Raw genomic sequence first — 19,173 nt, forward strand, 5'->3', positions numbered from 1 at the left:
CTGGAACTGGAAACGATTCTTCACGGCAGCCTCCTCGGATGGAATGTGCCGTGATTATATGAACCACCTACGACGTAATATGTCGCGCTTGTCTTCCAGCGGAAGATTGGCGCTAATCAGGTTCCTTTTTGACAAAGAGTAAAAGGTGGGGCTATAATGCGCCCCAACGTTTGTTTGTCCAGAGGGGGTAGGATGTTCCGTTCGATACTGTTTTCCCTGTTGCTGATGATTACCCTGGCCGGATGCGGAGTCGACTGGTTCCCCGACACCACCAAGACCACCACCACGGGCTCTTCGAGCACGGTGCAGCCCTTCTCCTTCACCAACGCGACCAACGTGGCGCTCAATACCGTCACGGTCTCCGACCCGGTCACCGTCGCCTTCTCCAACGGCTCCACTGCCGCCATCAGCGTCTCCAACGGCCAGTACTCGATCAACTCGACCACCTCCTTCACCTCAGTGACCGGCAAGGTGCACAAGAACGACCAGGTCCGTGTCCAGCACACCTCCTCCAGTACCGCCGGCGGCACGGTGACCACCACCCTGACCATCGGGAACCAGAGCGCCACCTTCTCCAGCACCACCTCCACGGCCACCGTGTCTCCCTTCTTTTTCACCCCGGCCGGGTACGCGGGGGTGACGACTTCTGGTACCACAAAGACCTCCAACCTGATCACGGTCAACCTCACCTCGGGTACCGTGGCTCCCATCACCATCACCGGGGGGGAATATGTATCCACTTCGTCGGGAGGGTATACCTCCAGTCCGGGGACCGTCCAAAACGGCGACCAGGTGGTGGTCCAGAACACCTCCTCGAACGCGGCGGTGACCACGGTCCTTACCATCGGCGACCAGAGCGCGACCTTCTCCACCACCCCCGGCAACGTGGCTCCCCAGACGGTGTATCTTACCGGGACGGCGGGTGGGGTCATCACCGGGTCGGCCGTGCTGGCCCTCGTCCCCGGGAGCTATACGGTCCATTTCGTCAGCAGTTCCACCGGTTCCGGCGGCTACGCCCTGACCGCAGCGGACGTCTCCAGCGGCACCTATACCGGTGCCGGCTCCGCCGACGAAACCCATACCTTCGCCAACGGTGACTCCCTCTTCTTCACCGATCTGGTACCGGACACCGCCGGGCAGGTGGCGACCACCATCGTCAACATCGACGGGGTGCCGATAACGTTCAAGGTGACCGCCCAGTAATTCGCGGAGATTTATACCAATCCTCACCCGCTCCCTCCCCTTGACGGGGAGGGAGAGCAGGGGGCCGGGCGCGCGCGGGCAAATTTTTGTTGCGGCGTGTAGTGTCATGTCATGGAGATCCTTGTAATGCCAGCTATGGCAAGCCCGCGCCATTCCTCTTCCGCTGAAGGAGCCCCCGCCCGGCCGCGCCGCTGGTCGCTCACCCGCAGGCTCGCCTTCAGCAACGCCATTTCCTTCTTCGTCCTGATGGCCCTCGTTTCAGCCCTTCTGTACGCGGGGCTCGCTTCCCAGCTCGCCAAGCAAAACCACACCTACCTCCACGACGAGGTCACCTCGCTGGGCAACATGATCCAGGCCCAGAAGGAGACCTCGGTCATCTTCAGGGAACTGAACTTCGAGCACTCCGGGGACGAGTACGTCAAGCACTACATCCGGGTGATGGACGGCAACGGGGCGCTCCTCATGGAGTCGCCGGGGATGGAGCGGTTCCTCCCGAAAAGCCTCTTCCGGATCCCCTACCGTGACCGGCCTGCCAGCGACATCTCGCTCGTGGGGCCCGACGGCAGGGATTACCTCACCACTATGGTCTGGGTCGACGTAGATTCCCGCTTCAACCGCCGGGCCGTCCTGCAGGTTGCCCTCGACGTGACCAACGTCCGGGAGATCCTGGTGGGGTACCGCACCAAGATCGGTCTGGCCCTCGCCCTGGGCTTCGCGCTCTGCTGCGGGGTGAGCCTCATGATCGCCCGCCAGGGGACCCGCTCACTGGTCGCCCTGACCGATACCGTCCGCCGGATCACGGTTACCAACCTCGAGGAAAGGGTAGGGGGGGAGGGGTGGCCTGCCGAGATCGGCGTGGTCGCCGACGCCATCAATCACATGCTCGACCGCCTGGAGGAGTCCTTCGCCCGGCTCTACCGCTCCGCGTCCAACCTCTCCCACAAGATGCGCACCCCGCTCACCATTCTGAAGGGGGAGGCCGAGGTGGCGCTCTCCCGCCCGAGGAGCGCGGAGGAGCTGGAAGCGGTCATCGCCTCAAGCCTCGACGAGGTGACCAGGCTCACCCGGCTGGCCGACAACATCCTCTTCCTGGGCAACGCCGAGCTCGGGAAGTTCAGCCTGACCCTCAGCGACCTGACGGCGCGCGAGGAGGCGGAGGAGGTGATCGACTTCTACTCTCCGGTGGCCGAGGAGAAGGGGATCACCCTGGAGTGCCGGGGGGACGCCAGGCTGGTGGCCGACCGGGTGCTGTTCAGAAAGTCGCTGGCGGCACTCATCTCCAACGCGATCACCTACAACAGCTCCCGGGGAAGCGTGCTGCTCTCGGTGCGCCAGGGGGCGGGGCGCGCCTGCGAGATCTCGGTCGCCGACGCCGGCTGCGGCATGGCCGCCGACCAGCTCGGCAAGATCTTCGACCGTTTCTACCGGATCTACGCCACCAGGCACATGGATCCCCACGGCACCGGGCTGGGGCTTCCCATCGCCAAGGCGATCATGGACCTGCACCAGGGGGACATCACCGTCCGCAGCGAACCGGGCAAGGGGACCACCGTCACCCTGAGCTATCCCGATCCTGAGTCGCTTCCCGCCGAGACGGCGCCCCAGGGATAGGGGAGGGGGCGCCGGACGGGTAGGGGGAATTCGCTATCCTCCTCCGGCAACCGCCATAATTTTCTTGCCTTGGATGGTCTGCTACGGATAGTATGCCGTTTTAATGTGAGAGGGAGACCGGTCGGTCCCCCGTAAAAGAAACTTCAAGAAGGGGTTGGGCGCCGATGCATATCCTGATCGTAGAGGACGAGAAGAAGACCGCAGCATTCATCAGCCGTGGGCTCACCGAGGACAACTTTACGACCGACGTGGTGGACAACGGACAGGACGGCCTGGATCTGGCCCTCAAGAGGGAGTACGACCTGATCATCCTCGACGTGATGCTCCCCGCCATGGAAGGTTGGGAGGTCCTGAAGAGGCTTAGGGAGCGCGGGAGTCACACACCGGTGCTGATCCTCACCGCCCTGGACGGGGTTGAGGACCGGGTGAAGGGGCTGCAGCTGGGCGCCGACGACTACCTGACCAAGCCGTTCGCCTTCTCGGAGCTTTTGGCCCGGGTCCAGACCATCCTCAGGCGCGGCCCGATCCGGGTCCCCGAGGTGCTGACGGTGGGCGATCTGGAGATCGACTTCCCGGCCCATCGCGTATCGCGGCAGGGGAAGAGGATCGACCTCACCCCCAAGGAATTCTCGCTCTTATCGCTTCTGGCCAGGCGCCGGGGGGAGGTGCTCTCCCGGACCAGGATCGCCGAGCAGATCTGGTCCATCGACTTCGAGAGCGACACCAACGTGGTGGACGTGCACATGCGGAGGCTGCGGATGAAGGTGGACGACCCCTTCGAGGCCAAGCTGATCAGGACCGTGCGCGGGGTAGGGTACGTCCTCGACGAGGTGTGAAAGGGGGGAACCGCCCGGTTGGCGAAGATAACCGATGAAACGGAAATAGAAAAGGGCCGGGGAGGCGATTCCCCGGCCCTTTCTTTATGCGGCTGGCGGTCGGGCTACTTGGAGACCGGCCCGTTGGAGAAGATGATCTTTTCGAAGGTGCGGTTGAGCCCCTTGCTGACGAAGTTGCTCATCACCATCCCCGGGGCAAGGGCTACTTCCTCGCCGACCGCGATCTTGGCCTGGGGAATGGCCACCCACTTCTTCACCCCGTCCTTCTCGACGTTCAGGTAGGTGTACCCGCCGGCGTCGAGGGACTCGACCACCTTGCCGGTGAGCGGGGTGACGGCCGGGGCCGGTTCCGGGGCGCGCGGGGGCTCGGCGGGAGCCTTGGCTGCGTCGATCTTCGGGTGGCCGGAGGGGAGGCCGGCAGGAGCCGCCGCAGGGGCCGCTTCCTTGGCGGCCTCGGGGGCGGAGCCCGGGGTCTTGATCCCGCTGGAGAAGTAGATCGCGTTGAAGGTCCGCTTCAGCATCTTGCTGGTGAACTTGCCCATCGGGGTGCCGGGGAGGACCTCGATCTCGTCACCGACCTTGACCGGGGTGGCGGGTACGGCGATCCAGCTGTGCTTGCCGTCCTTCTCGACGTTGATGTAGGTGTACTGGGCGGCGTCCATGGTCTCGATGACCTTGCCGGCCAGGATCGGGGTAGCCGACTCGTTGGGGTCGACCGCCTCTTTGCCCGGTTCGGCCGGAGCCGGAGCGGCGGCGGCTGCGGCTGCGGGGGCCGCGGGGGCGGTGGCTATCCCGCCGGAGAACACGATCGATTCGAAGGTGCGGTTGAGGGACTTGCTGGTGAAGTTGCTCATGGTGGCACCGGGGAGCAGGTTGAGCTCGTCTCCCACCTTGACCTGGGATACCGGGATGGCCACCCAGCTCTTCTTGCCGTCCTTTTCGATGTTGAGGTAGGTGTAGCCACCGGCGTCCATGGTCTCGACGACCTTCCCGGACAGCCCGGCGGGTGCGGCGGCGGTCGCGGATGCCGGCGCCGCGGTGGTTTTGGCGGTCTGGCCGGGGCCGGCGCAGCCGGCCATCGCAACGGCACCCAGGGCCAGGGTAATCCCTGCCAGAGGCAGTTTCCTGTGTTTCATCATGTTGGTCTCCTCATGTTGTTATTAAGGAACGGCCCTTAGGGGTCGGTCCGCTGCATCAATCGGTCAGTGGGGGGGCGGCGTGGCGTCTTTACGCTGGACCACCAGGGTCAGGATCTCGGCCCTGCGGTTCGCCTGCCTCCCCTTGGCGCTGCGGTTGCTCGCCTTGGGTTTGTTGAAGCCGAAGCCCTTGGTGGAGATGCGGTCGGCGCTGACGCCGCGGGCCACCAGTTCCCGGGCTACGACCTGGGCCCTCGCCTCGGAGAGCCTGAGGTTGGGCTCGTTGCGGCCGACGCTGTCGGTATGCCCCTCGATCCGCACTGTGACGTCAGGCGAATTCTTGAGCATGGCGGCCAGCGCGTTGATCTTGGCGGTGTACTCGGCCCGCACCACGGTCTTGTTGAAGTCGAACTCCACGGTCAGGTAACCGAGCGTGCGCCGCACGACCCCGGTCTCGTCCCGCTCGGCGACCGCCGCCTGTTCCGGCTCCACCGGCTCGAGCACGAGCTCCTCCTGGGGAGCCTGGGCGGGGTGGCGTACCGCCTGGGCGGAGGCGGCGGGACGGGCGGGTACTCCCGCGACCGGTACCCCTGCCGCCGCCGGCTGGCCCGGCTGACTCGGCTGCCCCGCAGGGGGAGCGGCACCCTTGGCCGCAGCCCGGGGGGCGGGCACCGCCGGCATCTGCGGGGGAACCTCGGAAAGCACCACCGGTCCCAGCACGATTTCCGGCGCGCTCCCCTGTTCGGCGGCCGGGCTTCCCGCCATGCCGGCCGGGGCACCCTTGATGGCCGGGGCTGGCGAGGGCGCAGTACCGGGGGCGGTTGCCGGTGCTGCCGGTGCCGGCGCCCCCGGTGTTGCGGGCGACGTTGCGGCGGGGGGGTGCGCTTCGCCGGTGGTGGCGGTACCCGGTTCCGGTTCCGGCACGTAGGCGGCCGGTTCCTGCTCCTCCGACTTCCCTTCGTCCTTGAGCTCCGGGACGGCCAGGGCGGGGAGCGCCTTCTTCGGCTTGGGAGGCGCCGGCGGGATGATACGCATCAGGTCGGTGAAGGTGTAGGACACCCCGGCGAGGATCTCGTAGTTGGTCCTGGTGGAAACGTTGTCGTATACAAAGAGCTGGTGGGCGTCGAACCTGAGGGCCAGGTGGTTGGTCAGGAAGTGTTTGACACCCAGCCCCCAGTTGAAGATGAAGTTGCCGGTGGTGCGGGGGCCCTTGTCGACGGACATGCCGCCGATGCCGACCGAGAAGAAGGGGACGGTCACCTTCCTCGGGGTCAGCGAGTAGACCGCGTCGGCTCCGTAGAGGTAGCCGGTGGCCTTGGAGCCTGAGCTGGTGCTGGTAGAGAAGTAGTTGACGTTCGCCTCGACCCCGATTGAGTCGGCGACGTTGGCTCCCACTATATGGTAGCCGGCCCTGACACCGTACAGCGGGGTCGGATCCAGTGCCTGGCCGGAGGCAAAGAAGTAACCTCCGATGATGGGAGCCACTTCGAACTCTGTCACGGGCTTTACAACCTTGGGGATCTCGGTGAGAGCCAGACCCGGGAGGGAAAGCGCGAGGGTAAAGAGAACGACCAGTGATAATATGCGAACGATGCGCGGCAAATTCCTCTCCAGATACTGCTGGCTTCGCGCATCTTATACTAAACCGCTCCCCACTTCAAGGATAAACGTTTGTTAATGACAGTACGGGGGCAACCATACTCTATACGCTCTTTTTTTATTTACATCTGGACAAACGTGAACCTGCTGTCGTAGTATGATTCGCCTCTCTCTTCGAGAGGTTAGCGCTCATTAGAAGAGCGCAGGGGCGTCCGCTGGCCCGTCCTTTCGGCACCGGCCACCCCTCCCGGAATGCTCCTCGCAGGCGCCGGACCCGGTCCGTTTTCGCCTCCCGGGGTGCCTCTCCGTCAAAACACGGCACGGCCAAGGTTATTTGCCGTACCTCTCCAGGGATCGGCGGTAAAAATTAGCGAAATATAAAGCTTTTTCTGCTCCGGGTAGGCGAGATTTCCCGGCCGCCGTCGATCGGTGCCGCGATCTCGCAATCTGGGAGCGCTTGTTGCAGGTGTGGATCTCCGACCCCCGTCGCCTTACGCGAGGCGCCGGCTGGCAAGACAAGTACCCCGAAGGACCGACCGGCCTGCGGCGACCATCGCCACCAGGCGGGCAAAAAAGGAGGGAGAATGTTGAAAGAGTTTGTCAGGCAATTCTTCAGACAAGGCACGCGGCTTGCCACAGTGGCTGCCGGGCTGCTGGCCTTGATGGGGTTCTTCGGCGGTTCCGCACTGGCCGCTACCGGGACACCGTCGGTCACCACCACCCACTGGAAAAGCGGTAGCACCCAAGGGTACTCTCTCACCGGCAAGGTGGTGATCCCCGACACCGTCGGCCTCGCCACCGTCACCATGACCGGCCCCGGGATCTCTTCCACCAGCCTGGTCGGCGACGTGGCGGGCACCACCTACACGGCCACCGTCGATCTCACCGCCCGCCCGACGGCCGGGACCACCTACAGCTTCGCGGTCGTCTACGCCGATAATACCTCTCTCAACGAGACCATTACCGCGCAGATCACCGCCGTGGCTGACAATTTCCCGGTCCCGACCGCCCCGCTTGGTGCAGTCGGCTCCAGCGCCAACCCGGCCTTCACCTGGACGGCGCCCAGCACCGCGCCGGCGGGAGGCTACGACATCGCCATCAACGGCAGCGACATCGTCTGGACCGACGACATCGCCCCCGGCGTCACCACCTACACCTACAACAACCCCACCCAGGTCGGCGGGTACGCCGCCGCTGCCACCCCGGGGGTCCTGTACAGCTGGAACGTCGCCTCGGTCGACGGCAACGGGAACCGGGCCGAGGTCCGCAACAACTCCTTCATGGTGGGGGCCAACTTCACCGGTAAGGTCACCGACCTGAGCGGCACGCCGATTGCCGGTGTCACCGTGACGGCCGTCGACTCCCAGGGGACGACCCAGGGGGTGCCGACCACCACCCTGGCTGATGGTACCTATACCTACGGGGGGCTCGCCACCGGGAACTACAACGTCCTCTTCAACAACAGCAACACCGACTTCGTCTACTACAACAACCAGTTGACGGCCCCGACTCAGCCCGCCCTCGCGGTGACCGCAGGAGCGGTGACGTCCAACGTCAACGCCAAGTTCGGTTCTTGGGGGATCATCAACGGGTTCTTCTACCTTTCCGGCAGCGGCCCCGCGCCGGTGGAGGTCACCGTCGGCCTCTACACCTCCGCGAAGGTAGCCGTCTCCGGCATCTCGCCGGTGAAGGTCACCCCCGCTTCCCGTTACGCGTCCTACCAGTTCACCCTGGTTCCCCCGGGGACCTACTACCTGAAGTTCAGCGCCCCGGGTTATTCAGATGTCTGGAGTGCGGCCACCGTGTCGGTCACCAGCGGGTTCGTGACCGACGACACGGTCAACCCCAACGTCGACGCGACTCTCGTTCCCGTCCCCGACACCACGGCGCCGACGGTGAATGCTTTCACCATCGCCTCCACCTCCACGACCCTGAACATCCCGATCAGCACCTTTACCGCGAGCGATAATGCTGGTGGTACCGGCGTGACCGGCTACCTGGTTACCGAGACCGCAACCGCCCCGACTTCCGGTTGGCTCGGCAGCGCGCCGTCGAACTACACCGTGACCCAGTCGGTGCCGGAAGGTGTCGCCACCAACGTCACCCTTTACGCCTGGGCCAAGGATGGCGCCGGCAACGTTTCCGCATACAAGAGCGCCGTCGTCAGGATCACCCTGAGCGGCCCGGCCCTGACCATCTCGGCGGCGACCCTCCCCGACGGCTCCGCCACCAAGGACCCGAACTTCACCCTGTCCGGCACCGCCACTCCGAACGCATCCGCCGTTACCGGCGTGAGCGTCGCGGTCAACGGCGGCACCGCCAAGGCCATCGCCTTCGATGCGACCACCGGCGCCTTCAGCACCGGCCTCGTGCTGGCGGTCGGCTCCAACACCATCGTCACCACCGCTGCCGATGCCCACGGCTCCACCACCGACCAGCGGGTGATCACCTACAACCCGGCACTGACCGATCTCACCATCTCGTCGCCGGCCGACGGCAGCTTCACCAAGAGCAACAACGTCACCCTGAACGGCACCTTCGCTGCCCAGGGGACCGCCACCATCACGGTGAAGGTCAACGGCGCCGCGGTCACCCCGGTGGTTTCCGGCTCCAGCTTCTCCGCTACCATCTTCCTCAGCCAGGGCGCCAACGCCATCGTGGTCAGCGCCACCGACAGCGCGACCGGCACCTACACCAAGGCCCTGAGCGTCACCTACGACGGTTCGGTACCCGACCTCACCGTCACCTCGCCGGCGGCGACCCAGGCGGTGCTGGCCGACCCGAGCACCCAGAACAGCAGCGTCACCCTGGCCGGCGTGATCGGCGACATGACCAACAACCCGACCCTGGCCTACACGGTCAACGGTGGGGCCTCCACCGCGGTCACCGTGGCCGGCAACGGAACCTTCAGCACCACCCTGACGCTGGCCAACGGCGGGAGCTACGTGATCAAGGTCACCGCGACCGATCCCAACTCCGGCAACACCACCACCGTCCAGCGTAACGTGGTCGTTACCTACCCGACCGGCTGCCTGACCAACGGCATCTCGCCGCCGTCCCTGGCCGATGCCCAGCAGATGGTCAAGTTCGCCCTCGGTGTCTCCAACGCGAGCACCCAGGACAAAGGGTACGCCGACGTGGCTCCGCTGGTAGGCGGCAAGCCGCAGCCCAACGGGACCATCGACGTGGGCGACGTCGTCCTGATCCTCGAGAGGATGGTCGGGCTCAAAACCTGGTAACGGCACTTCCAACATCACGGAGATGAAACGATGAAAATGATACGACTGATACTGGTTCTGGGAGCATTCCTTGCGTTAGCCGCCTGCGGCGGGGGAGGGGGGGGCGGCGGCGGTCCGGCGGCGCCCACCACCGCCTCGGTGAACGTCGCCCTTACCGGGACCGGCGTGCGTGGAGTACTGGGCGTTATTACCCTCCCCGCCGGGGTGACCCTTACCGCCGACTCCTCCGGAAAGGTTCCCGACTCAAGCTTCACCAGCACTGTGAGCGGTCTCAGTGCCACCGGATACTACACTGCTGCATCGGGTAACACCCCGGCCAAGCTCAGCTTTCTGATGACACGCCCGACGGCGGATATGCCGAACGGGGACTTGGTTAAGGTTACCTTCGACCTCGCATCAGGAACAGCGGTACCCGCTGCGAGCGCCTACGCACTGTCGAATACTGCCTTGTCCGACCAAAACGGCGCGGCAGTCAACGGGTCTCTCTCGCTCGACTGATACCCGCTTCCCGCTTAAAGAAAAACCCGCCCCCAAAAGGGCGGGTTTTTTTTTGCCCGCTCCCGTCCCTCCGCCCCGCCTCGCGACCCGTCCACGCTCCCGTCCACGCTTTTCAATTTGGTCACCCGCAGGATAGCTCGCTGTTTGATGTGCAAACAATGAACAGCGTCTAAGTGAAATGTAAAATCAATATCCGCAGAGATGGTAGCAAAAGGTATCTGTAAAAACAGCTTGTTGTAACTTTTATGCCCCCCCCCTTCAAAAGGGGTATCCCGTTTGTAATGCATAAGGCAAAGGCAAACGGGAGGTCGCCATGAAAACTCACAATTCGATCAAGGCTCTGGCGTTCACGGTGGCCGGCATATCCCTGATAGCGGCGGTGGGTGTATTCGGCCATCCCGAGCGGGTATCCGCCTTCGCTTCCCCCAATGGCGTTTCGCAGGCGACCGGGACCTGCCTTTTCTCCCAACAGTTGCAGAAATCGGTCAGCGCCCGCCGGCAGTACATGGTTCAGCTCGATAACGCCCTCGGCCGCGTGCAGGTGGCGAGCAATTCCGTCGAGGACATGTACGGCAGCATCCAGAAGGCCTCCTACTCTCCGCAGGAGAGCGATGGGGACGGCGAGGTCGAAGTGAGCTTTCTCGGCTACCGCAAATACAAGGGGCCCCGCGCCGAGGTCGACGCCTTCTCCGCCGACTGCCTCAGCTGCCACGACGGGGTCGGGGCGATGGGGATCACCGTGGTGCTCAAGAACAGCCCGTACGAACGCGGGCAGCATGTCGATTCCTTTACCAGCGATCACCCGATCGGGATGGTATACAACAGCTACGTGAACGCCCGCAAAGGCGGGTACAAGCCGATCTTCGCCACCAGCAAGATCACCCTCATCAACGGCCGCGTGGGATGCCTCTCCTGTCACGATCCGCTGAACCCTGAGAAGGGGCACCTGGTTATGAGCGACCGGGAGAGCGCCCTCTGCCAGAGCTGTCACGACAAATAAGGAAGTCCCGGCCACCGTTCAGGTAAGGACGGCGCGGCAATGGCGGAAAAGAAACGGCCCCACCGGTAATGGTTGGGGCCGTTTTTGTTTCCTGATGAGCGATAAGGAGAGGGGGAAGCCGTCTGCAGAGGAAGATAGTGGCTAATCTGGATTGTATGGGGGGAGGGGGCTCCGGCGGTTTGTGCGAGCGATTACTTGAGGTGCTTCTCCACCAGTTCCTCGATAATCTCGCCGATGGTCGTCCTGCGGTGGGCGGAGGCGATCTTGAGCTTGAGGTGCAGATCCTCGCGGATGTTGGCGGTCAGCCGCACGTCGCCGGCCGGGACCAGTCCGGAAACCTTCTTGGGCGCGTTCTGCTTCCTGGCCACCTTGGCGGCGCGGGGCGGCTGGGCGGCGGCCTTCTCGCGGACGGGAGCAGGGGAGGTTGCCTGGGGGGGCGCCGGGGCCGGTGTCTTGGCGACCGTCGGGGCCGGTGTTTTGCCAATCTCCGGGATTGGTGTTTTGGCAGCCGCAGCCGCCGGTGTCTTAGCAGCCTCCGGGGTGGGGGGGGATACCGGCTCGGCCGGCCGCGGCGGCAGCAACTCTCCGAACAGCCCCATCTGATTTTCCATGGTACCTCCGACTGGTGGGATCGATGCCGGAGTATACCCAATCCTAAAAAGCCGATCAACACTTTCCAGGCGGAAGTTGCATTGATCGCCCGGGCCACAGCGACGCCCCTTCTATCCCCCCTCACTCCTGCCCTCTCCATGAAGGAGAGGGGGCAGTTGTCTGTAGCGGAAAATAGCGCCTGATCTGGATGAAAAATGCCGCAAGCGCCCGGTGGCGACTTGCGGCATTTTTCTGTCCCGAGGCAGGGCCCGATTACTCGCCGTACACCTTGACCTTGTACTTGCCGATGATGCCGAGGATGTTCTTGACCTCCCAATCGACAGCCGAAACGCGGGTGATCCCGCCGTTTTTCTTGGCGGTTTCGATGCTGCAGTCGCCGGTGGCGACCAGGGAAAGGATGCTCTCGCACTCGGCGGTCCCTTCCTTCTTGCCGGGAGTCGAGGTGGCGGTGATCGGGAGCTTCAGTTCGGTGTAGAGAGCCCCGACCGGGACGCTCGAGGCACAACCCGAAAGCATCCCACCGATGACCAAAAGACCAACCAGATTCGTACGCTTCATGTGCTACCTCCTGGAATTTGTAGGTGCCCCTTGGTAGCACAATTCCTAATGCGAGTAAAGTTATCTTTTGTTTTGTCTAATGATTAGGGCGCTTGATCCCTGTCACCGGATCACTCAAGGCAGGTGAGCTTCTGGAGGCTTCTCTCCTCTATGAGGCCACCGATGGTGCCGAAGCAGTGCCGGTAGTGATCGCTCTCCTTGTGCCTGTCGAGATGGGCGGCACTCTCCCAGTTCTCGTAGAAGACAAAGAGTTCCGGGGTGTCATTGTCCTGGTGCAGGTTGTATTCGAGGCATCCCTCTTCCTTGCGGGTGGGAGCGACCAGCTTGGTCAGCTCGCTTTTGACCTGTTCCACCGCCTCCGGTTTCACTTTGAGCCGTGCGACAATCGACAGCTTTGACATGGCGATCTCCTTATTTAGTGGATGAAGCTGAAAAAGGTCTTCGGTTCCCGCTCGGGAGGGGTGATGGCTCCCTTGCCGTGCTCGACCAGTTTCATGAGCCAGGCCATGTTCTTTCCGAGTACCCGCATGATCTGCACCCCTTCGCTGTCCTCGCTCACCTCGCCGGGCGCGCGGCCGTGGATGACGTTCCAGTAGTTGGAAGTGGGCATGAGCATCTCGGCGTAGAGCATGAAGTTGTTCAGCTGGTTGAAGGTGGGAAGCCCGCCGGAGCGGCGTACCGCGACCACGGAGGCGCCGACCTTGTGGCGGAGCAGGCCGTCGTTGACCCCGGCCACGTAGAAGGCGCGGTCGAGAAAGGATTTCATGGTCCCCGCCATCGCTGCGTAATGCACCGGCGAGCCGAGGAGGATGCCGTCGGCCTCCTTCATCTTCTGCACCCAGCCGTTGACCTCGTCATCGATCACGCACCGCTCGTTTTTGTTTCTGGCGCAGCCGCCGCAGGCGAGGCATCCCCTGATGACCTTGTTCCCTACCTGGACGATCTCCGTCTCGATCCCCTCTTTCTCCAGTTCCGCCGTCACCATCTTCAGGGCGTGCCAGGTATTCCCCTCGCTGTTGGGGCTGCCGTTGAACGCTACCACTCTCATCGCTACTCCTCCATTTCTCGGTTTGATCGGAACTCGCTTCCCAATGGCAAATCAGTGTGCTAACTTTACTCCTACGCTCCCAAAGATCAACTACGTACTTTACTGGAACGTAGTTACCTTTAGGGGACGTAGTACCCGACAGGTAACCTATGCCAACGAGGTGGCAAAGATGAACGAGAACCAGTCGTCCGGCGAACCGATGGTCTACCGGGAGAAGGAATACAGGTGCGGCATTGATCTCACCCTGGCGGTGGTGGGGGGGAAGTGGAAGGCCTCGATCCTGTGGCACCTGGCCCAGGAGACCATGCGCTTTTCAGACCTGCAACGGCAGTTTGCCGACACCACCCGGAAGATGCTGACCCAGCAGTTGCGGGAGTTGGAGGCGGACGGGCTGGTACACCGGGAGGTTTACCCGCAGGTTCCGCCGAAGGTGGAATATTCTCTTACCGAAAAAGGGAGGAGCATCTATCCCGTGCTCGAAATGATGTGCAACTGGGCGAAGAACTACCTGGGCGATTGAGAGGCCGGCTGCTAGGGGAGCCGGAGAGCCGCCAGCTGCGGCGCGGTCATGGAGGGGACGAACTCGATGATCTCGTACTCGGCGATGTTCTCGCGGTGGAAAGGGTCGTTGAGGATGATGCTTTCGATCTCCTCGCGGGTCTTGGCCGTGGAGATGATGACCCCGCCGGTGCGCGGCTCCCTGCGCCCCGACATGAGGAAATCCTCCGAGGCGTAGTACTTCTCCAGGAATTGGCGGTGCTCGCCGACGAAGCGGTCCACCTCGGTGAGGGGCTTCAAGTAGTTGAGAAGAACGATGAACACGTCATCTCCTTATTCTTTCGGTGCCGGCTGCCGGTGCATGGGGCGGCAGGGGCCATACCTCCGGGGGCACACTCTGTGTCACAGCGGCCGGAGTCGTGGGAGATATTACAATATTATAAAAAATAATCAATAAAATTATTGGTGTTATCCGCCGCCGGCCCTCTCCTTCCGGCCGCTTTGACAATCTCAGGAACAAAAATCCCAATCCGCCCCCGCTCTCTTTCAGTCTCCCTCGCCATGACTCTTTTCAAGGAGGTCACTTCACCGAAACGGGCTCCGGTCTGAGAGTGGAGGTCGGTGGCCAGGTAGTGATGCCGGGGGAAGGGCACGTGCCGGCTGTCGTCACTCTGGGCCCTCGTGGCCGGGGAAGCGGTCCCGGTAGTCGGCGAGCACGGCGGCGATGGAGGGGTAGAAGGCGCTCTCGCCGAAGAGCTGGGTGAGCCCGGAGCGGTCGAACTCGTTTCTCACGTGTTCGACCAGGTCGCAGAAGACCACCTTGACCCCTTCCCCCTCCACCATCCGGTGCAGGTGCCGCAGCGCCTCGGCGGCGGTGAAGTCGACGTCGTTGACCGCGGCGGCGTCGATGCAGAACCAGGTGAGGTGAGGGGAGCTCTCCCGCACGAGCCTCCCTACCTCCTCGTACAGGAGGTGGGCGTTGGCGTAGTAGAGGTTGTGCATGAAGCGGTACATCATCAGCCCGGGGAGGATCTGCTCCGGTTTCTCCACCTTCTGCTGCCTCCAGCTTCCCCGGCCGTCGGAGACCAGCAGCATGTTGTTAACCAGGTAGCCGTGCCGGGTGTGCACCACGAGCGACATGACGATGGCCAGCAGGATGCTCTGCTCGACCCCCACCACGATCACGGTCACCGCGGTAATGAGCGCCACCCAGAATTCCCAGGGGCGCTCGAGGTAGATCCGCCTGAGTCCCCCCAGGTCGATGAGCTCCATCCCGATCAGGAAGACCACCGTGGAGAGGGCGGCGGTGGGGAGGTAGGCGAGGGGGGCGGTGAGGAACAGGAGCACCGCCAGCACGCAGAAGCTCGCGGTCAGCTGGGAGAGCTGGCTCCTCCCTCCCGCGCTCTCCACCATCTGGGTCTTGGTCGGGCTGCCGTTGACCACGAAGGTCCCGGTGAGTCCCGCCCCGATGTTGGCCAGCGAAAGCCCCACCAGGTCGAGGTTGTCGTCCAGCTCCTCGTGGTAGCGGGCCGCGTAGGCGCGCGAGGTGGCGGCGCTCTGGGCGAGGATGACGACGAACATGGCGAAGGCGGTGGGGGCCAGGGTGCGGATCACCCCCCACTGCCAGGTCTGCGGCGGGATGGCGAAGGTGGGGAGCCCACCCGGGACGGTCCCGAGGAGCCGGACCCCGTAGCGCTCCAGGTCGAGTCCCCAGCCGGCCGCGACGGATCCGGCGATGGCCAAAAGCGGCCCCGGGATGCTGGAGGAGAGCCGGCGGCCGCCCAGCACCACGACCAGCATGGCGCCGGAGAGGGCCACGGTGGCCGGGTTGGCTTCCCCGAAGTGGCGGATGACGGCAATCACCTTGGCCACCCCGTTCCCCCCCCCGGCGGAGATCCCGAGCATCCCGGGAAGCTCGCCCGCGGCGACCTGCACACCCACGCCGCTGAGAAAGCCGACCAGCACCGTGCGGGAGAGGAAGTCGGCCAGAAAACCGAGCCGGGCCAGCCGGGCCAGCAGGAGCATGCCGGCCGCCATCAGCGCCAGTACCCCGGCGAGCGAGAGCCACTGCGGCGAGCCGGGGACCGCCATGGTGGCGAGCCCCCCCGCCAGGATGGCGGCGGTGGCGGAGTCGGCCCCGACCACCAGGTGGCGCGAGGCCCCGAAGAAGGCGAAGAGGATCATCGGGACGAGGAGGGTGTAGAGTCCGGTCACCACCGGGGTCCCGGAAATCCTCGTGTATCCCATCACCTCCGGGATGGCGAGCGCCGCCAGGGTCACCCCGGCGAAGAGTTCTCCCCCCAGCCGCGAGCGATCCAGGGGGAGCACCCCCTTGAGCAGGGGAAGGCGCCTGATGCCACCCTTTCCCCACCGGCCGCTGTTTACCTTTTGCTCCCTCACCTGCCATATCCTCCCATCGATCGGTCGGCGATAGCGCCGGCTCCCCACTGGACCACCTTTCGGCTATCTATGTACACCGAATTCGTCTGCTTGCCAACCTGGATGGAGCGATGGGTGTACACTGAATTGGTCTGCCTGCCGACCCGGATGGAGCGAAGGCCTAGCCGCTCCCGGCAAGGGTGTCGCCAATTATTGCGTGCTCTTTTTTCGACAAGGATGGCTTTCCCCTTGTAAATCGGGATCTTGCAGGCAGGGCAACCCGTGGCTGTCGCATTTTTCGCACCCCTTTCGCGTCCGGACTTTCCTCCTTTTCCGGGATAAACCGCGCGGAATCGAGCCCTTACCCGCCTCGCGGCCGGCTGGCACGCTTCCTGCCTCTAAGTAAACTGCTGTGCAACGATAATCACGCCACATCACTGATAAAAATACCCCTTCGGGGGGCGGAGGCCGGTCATGACATGCCCTAAATGCAAAGGCAGGATGTTTGCCGAGAAATACTACGATTTCGTCAGGTCGTTCGAGGCCTGGAAGTGCGTCTGCTGCGGCGAGATGGTCGATTCCACCATCGTGGCCAACCGGAAAAAATCCTTCAACAACCCGCTCGCCTAACCGGGCACGGGCCTGGGAGATGCAGTATGGATAGCTGTGCGCTTTTGGAAGAACGGGACCCGTTCCTCGATCCCGAGCCGGAGTTGGACGAGATGGAGGCCGAGGAGGCGGACGAAATGGAAGAGACGGACGAGGGCGAGGCCGAGGAGGAACGCCGGGCGGCGGTCGAGGAGCATTTCGACGACGCCATCAAGCTCTATCTGAAGGAGATCCAGAGGACCCGTCTCTTGTCGGCCGAGGAGGAGCGGGAGCTCGCGGCCAAGATTGCCAAGGGAGACAAGGCGGCCCGTGACCGGATGATCGTCTGCAACCTCCGGCTGGTGGTCAAGATCGCCAAAAGGTACATGAACCGGGGGCTCCCCTTCCTCGACCTCATCGAAGAGGGGAACCTGGGGCTCATCAAGGCGGTCGAGCGCTTCAAGCTCTCCAAGGAGTGCCGGTTCTCCACCTACGCCACCTGGTGGATCAGGCAGTCGATCGAACGGGCGCTGGTCAACCAGTCGCGCACCATCCGGCTCCCGGTGCATATCTCGGACGACATCAACAAGATGATGCGGGTCACCCGCCAGCTCGTGCAGCAGATGAACCGCGAGCCGTCCACCAAGGAGATCGCCGACGCCATGGGGACCGACCCGGCCCAGGTCCGCCGCCTGATGGTGTTCCTGAAGAAGACCTACTCCATCGAGCGGCCGCTGGGCGACAGCAACGACTATTTCCTGATCGACACCATCGAGGACACCTCCACCATCTCGCCGGCGGTGCTCCTGGAGGACCTCGACCGCTACGACCTGGTCGCCCGCTGCTTCGAGACCCTCTCCGAAGGTGAGAAGAAGATCCTCACCATGCGCTTCGGGCTGGACGACGGGGAGCCGCAGACCCTGGACAACATCGGGAGAAACTTCGGGGTGACCCGCGAGCGGATCCGCCAGATCGAGTCCAAGGCGCTGGAGAAGCTCCGCTGCTTCGTCGAGCTCCCCGAGCCCTCGCCTTTCCACTCCGCCCATAGCTAGGAGCGGCCATGGAGGGGAGGGGGATGACCACCGCGGGGATGCGCGGCCACGGCTTTACGGTGCTGATCGTCGAGGACGATCACCAGGCGGGGCGGACCATGACCCTCCTCATCTCCTGGGAGTTTCCCCAGGCCACCGTGGTGAGCTCCGACAACGGCGAGGAGGGGGTCCGCATCTTCAGGGAGAAATCCCCCGACCTGGTGATCGCCGACCTGGACCTCCCGGTGCTCGGGGGGCTGGAGATGATCGGGCGGATGCGGGCGGTCAAAAAGGAGACCCCGGTCCTCGTGGTCAGCGCCGGGGGGGATCCCTGGTGGCGGGAAAAGGTGGCGCTCCTCGGGGTGACGGCCGCCATCGGCAAACCGTACCGGGTGCAGGAGCTCTTCACCGCCATGGAGGCGGCCCTGGGGGAGACGGTCCCCGGAGCCATCCACCGCAGCTACCGAATCAGCGGATGACCGGACCTAGGTCCGGTTTTCGCTTTATGCGGGCCGGCTGATGTGCTATGTAAGGTGACCGTGTCGACCCTGCTCTTCCGGCCTGCAGGCGGCCATGACCAGTGAAATGCGGATCGCCGTCGGCGGTCCGGGAAGCGCCCCCCGATAGGAAGCACGATGCCGTCCCCGCGACGGTGGCTCCACCGTCGGTTACCTCCTCCCCGGAGTGGCCGCGGGCTTCCACCCCCGATCCCGGTGGAAGGTCGTGGACCGTCCGGCGAACGATCGCCTTCCCGCCCCGCCGACTATCGTCTCCTCCGCACGTCACCGGTTTAGCCGATTCACCCCGCGCCTGCATCACCCGGCGGCCCCCCAGCCGCCGGCGGCGCTCATCCCCGGAAGTAACCAATTCCCCCCCGGTTCCGCCGGCGGGCGATTTCAGCACGAGGTCAACCATTTTCATGAAGCACCCGATTCACGACAGGGCCGGCATCCTGCTGGTCGAGGACGATCCGGCCGCGCGGGAAACCATGGGGCGCATGCTGGGGATGAAGTTCCCCGGGGTCGCCATCCATGCGGCCGAGAACGGCCAAGAGGGGCTGGAGCTCTTCCGGCGCCACCGGCCGGTGCTGGTCATCACCGACATCAACATGCCGGTGTTGAACGGCATCGAGATGACCCGGGCCATCCGCGCCGAGGCCCCCGGGACGGTCGTCATCGCCATCTCCGCCCACTCGGAAACCACCTGCCGCCGGGACGCCGAGCAGTGCGGCGTCAGCGAGTACATAATCAAGCCGGTCGACCGGCACCAGCTCTTCGACGTGGTGGGGCGCGCCTTCCCCCCCACCTTGCCGGTCACCCCACACTAGGAGGGAGATC

19 protein-coding genes are annotated in these 19,173 nt (G+C 64.0%); 11 read left to right on the top strand and 8 right to left on the bottom strand.

The genetic code is table 11. The annotated features are described in order from the left end of the window. The first annotated feature begins 192 nt into the window (after positions 1-192). The 3 genes from ACYVL5_RS18195 to ACYVL5_RS18205 all read left to right on the top strand — a co-directional run bounded on the left by ACYVL5_RS18195 (position 193) and on the right by ACYVL5_RS18205 (position 3,650). A complete protein-coding gene (locus ACYVL5_RS18195) occupies positions 193-1,203 on the top strand; it encodes a hypothetical protein (RefSeq protein WP_460596995.1) in 1,011 nt (336 codons plus the stop codon). A gap of 126 nt (positions 1,204-1,329) precedes the next feature. Continuing rightward, positions 1,330-2,814, top strand: coding sequence for a sensor histidine kinase (locus ACYVL5_RS18200; RefSeq protein ID WP_460596996.1), 1,485 nt, complete (start codon positions 1,330-1,332; stop codon positions 2,812-2,814). Positions 2,815-2,978: 164 nt separating this feature from the next. Then, complete coding sequence (locus ACYVL5_RS18205) at positions 2,979-3,650, top strand: response regulator transcription factor (RefSeq protein ID WP_460596997.1); 672 nt, start codon at positions 2,979-2,981, stop codon at positions 3,648-3,650. Between the two features lie 104 nt (positions 3,651-3,754). Here the strand turns inward: ACYVL5_RS18205 and ACYVL5_RS18210 are convergent, their stop codons facing one another. Together ACYVL5_RS18210 and ACYVL5_RS18215 are read right to left on the bottom strand one after the other, a co-directional pair. Beyond that, positions 3,755-4,789, bottom strand: coding sequence for a GW dipeptide domain-containing protein (locus ACYVL5_RS18210; protein ID WP_460596998.1), 1,035 nt, complete (start codon positions 4,787-4,789; stop codon positions 3,755-3,757). Positions 4,790-4,852: 63 nt separating this feature from the next. Beyond that, complete coding sequence (locus ACYVL5_RS18215; protein WP_460596999.1) at positions 4,853-6,286, bottom strand: OmpA family protein; 1,434 nt, start codon at positions 6,284-6,286, stop codon at positions 4,853-4,855. A gap of 683 nt (positions 6,287-6,969) precedes the next feature. On the opposite strand from ACYVL5_RS18215, the gene ACYVL5_RS18220 reads away from it, so the two are divergent. From ACYVL5_RS18220 to ACYVL5_RS18230, 3 genes are all read left to right on the top strand, one after another. Then, entirely contained in the window at positions 6,970-9,624 is a 2,655-nt protein-coding gene (locus tag ACYVL5_RS18220) for a beta strand repeat-containing protein (protein WP_460597000.1), read from the top strand. Between the two features lie 30 nt (positions 9,625-9,654). Next, positions 9,655-10,122, top strand: coding sequence for a hypothetical protein (locus ACYVL5_RS18225; protein ID WP_460597001.1), 468 nt, complete (start codon positions 9,655-9,657; stop codon positions 10,120-10,122). Between the two features lie 313 nt (positions 10,123-10,435). Beyond that, a complete protein-coding gene (locus ACYVL5_RS18230; RefSeq protein ID WP_460597002.1) occupies positions 10,436-11,122 on the top strand; it encodes a cytochrome c3 family protein in 687 nt (228 codons plus the stop codon). Between the two features lie 191 nt (positions 11,123-11,313). On the opposite strand, the gene ACYVL5_RS18235 is transcribed toward ACYVL5_RS18230, so the two are convergent. From ACYVL5_RS18235 to ACYVL5_RS18250, 4 genes are all read right to left on the bottom strand, one after another. Then, complete coding sequence (locus ACYVL5_RS18235) at positions 11,314-11,733, bottom strand: plasmid partition protein ParG (protein ID WP_460597003.1); 420 nt, start codon at positions 11,731-11,733, stop codon at positions 11,314-11,316. 253 nt (positions 11,734-11,986) lie between these two features. Further along, positions 11,987-12,292 carry a TRL-like family protein gene (locus ACYVL5_RS18240; protein ID WP_460597004.1) on the bottom strand — a complete coding sequence of 102 codons (306 nt, stop codon included), beginning with the start codon at positions 12,290-12,292 and terminating at the stop codon, positions 11,987-11,989. A gap of 110 nt (positions 12,293-12,402) precedes the next feature. Beyond that, complete coding sequence (locus ACYVL5_RS18245; RefSeq protein ID WP_460597005.1) at positions 12,403-12,693, bottom strand: putative quinol monooxygenase; 291 nt, start codon at positions 12,691-12,693, stop codon at positions 12,403-12,405. A 14-nt stretch (positions 12,694-12,707) separates the two neighbouring features. Then, positions 12,708-13,340, bottom strand: a complete 633-nt coding sequence (locus tag ACYVL5_RS18250; protein WP_460597006.1) for a flavodoxin family protein — start codon at positions 13,338-13,340, stop codon at positions 12,708-12,710. Positions 13,341-13,509: 169 nt separating this feature from the next. On the opposite strand from ACYVL5_RS18250, the gene ACYVL5_RS18255 reads away from it, so the two are divergent. Continuing rightward, positions 13,510-13,860, top strand: a complete 351-nt coding sequence (locus tag ACYVL5_RS18255; protein WP_460597007.1) for a winged helix-turn-helix transcriptional regulator — start codon at positions 13,510-13,512, stop codon at positions 13,858-13,860. Between the two features lie 11 nt (positions 13,861-13,871). Here ACYVL5_RS18255 and ACYVL5_RS18260 read toward each other — a convergent pair whose 3' ends face one another. Then, complete coding sequence (locus tag ACYVL5_RS18260) at positions 13,872-14,162, bottom strand: YciI family protein (protein WP_460597008.1); 291 nt, start codon at positions 14,160-14,162, stop codon at positions 13,872-13,874. A 342-nt stretch (positions 14,163-14,504) separates the two neighbouring features. Next, complete coding sequence (locus ACYVL5_RS18265) at positions 14,505-16,238, bottom strand: SulP family inorganic anion transporter (RefSeq protein ID WP_460597009.1); 1,734 nt, start codon at positions 16,236-16,238, stop codon at positions 14,505-14,507. Between the two features lie 453 nt (positions 16,239-16,691). Here ACYVL5_RS18265 and ACYVL5_RS18270 point away from each other — a divergent pair, with 453 nt between their 5' ends. From ACYVL5_RS18270 to ACYVL5_RS18285, 4 genes are all read left to right on the top strand, one after another. Further along, positions 16,692-16,847, top strand: a complete 156-nt coding sequence (locus ACYVL5_RS18270; protein WP_460597010.1) for a hypothetical protein — start codon at positions 16,692-16,694, stop codon at positions 16,845-16,847. A gap of 26 nt (positions 16,848-16,873) precedes the next feature. Beyond that, complete coding sequence (locus tag ACYVL5_RS18275) at positions 16,874-17,857, top strand: sigma-70 family RNA polymerase sigma factor (protein ID WP_460597011.1); 984 nt, start codon at positions 16,874-16,876, stop codon at positions 17,855-17,857. Positions 17,858-17,865: 8 nt separating this feature from the next. Then, positions 17,866-18,315: a response regulator transcription factor gene (locus ACYVL5_RS18280; RefSeq protein ID WP_460597012.1), complete on the top strand. Its 450-nt coding sequence runs from the start codon at positions 17,866-17,868 to the stop codon at positions 18,313-18,315. Between the two features lie 440 nt (positions 18,316-18,755). Beyond that, a complete protein-coding gene (locus ACYVL5_RS18285) occupies positions 18,756-19,163 on the top strand; it encodes a response regulator (protein WP_460597013.1) in 408 nt (135 codons plus the stop codon). The last annotated feature ends 10 nt before the right edge of the window (positions 19,164-19,173 follow it).

The sequence above is a fragment of the Geomonas sp. Red276 genome (assembly GCF_054784495.1).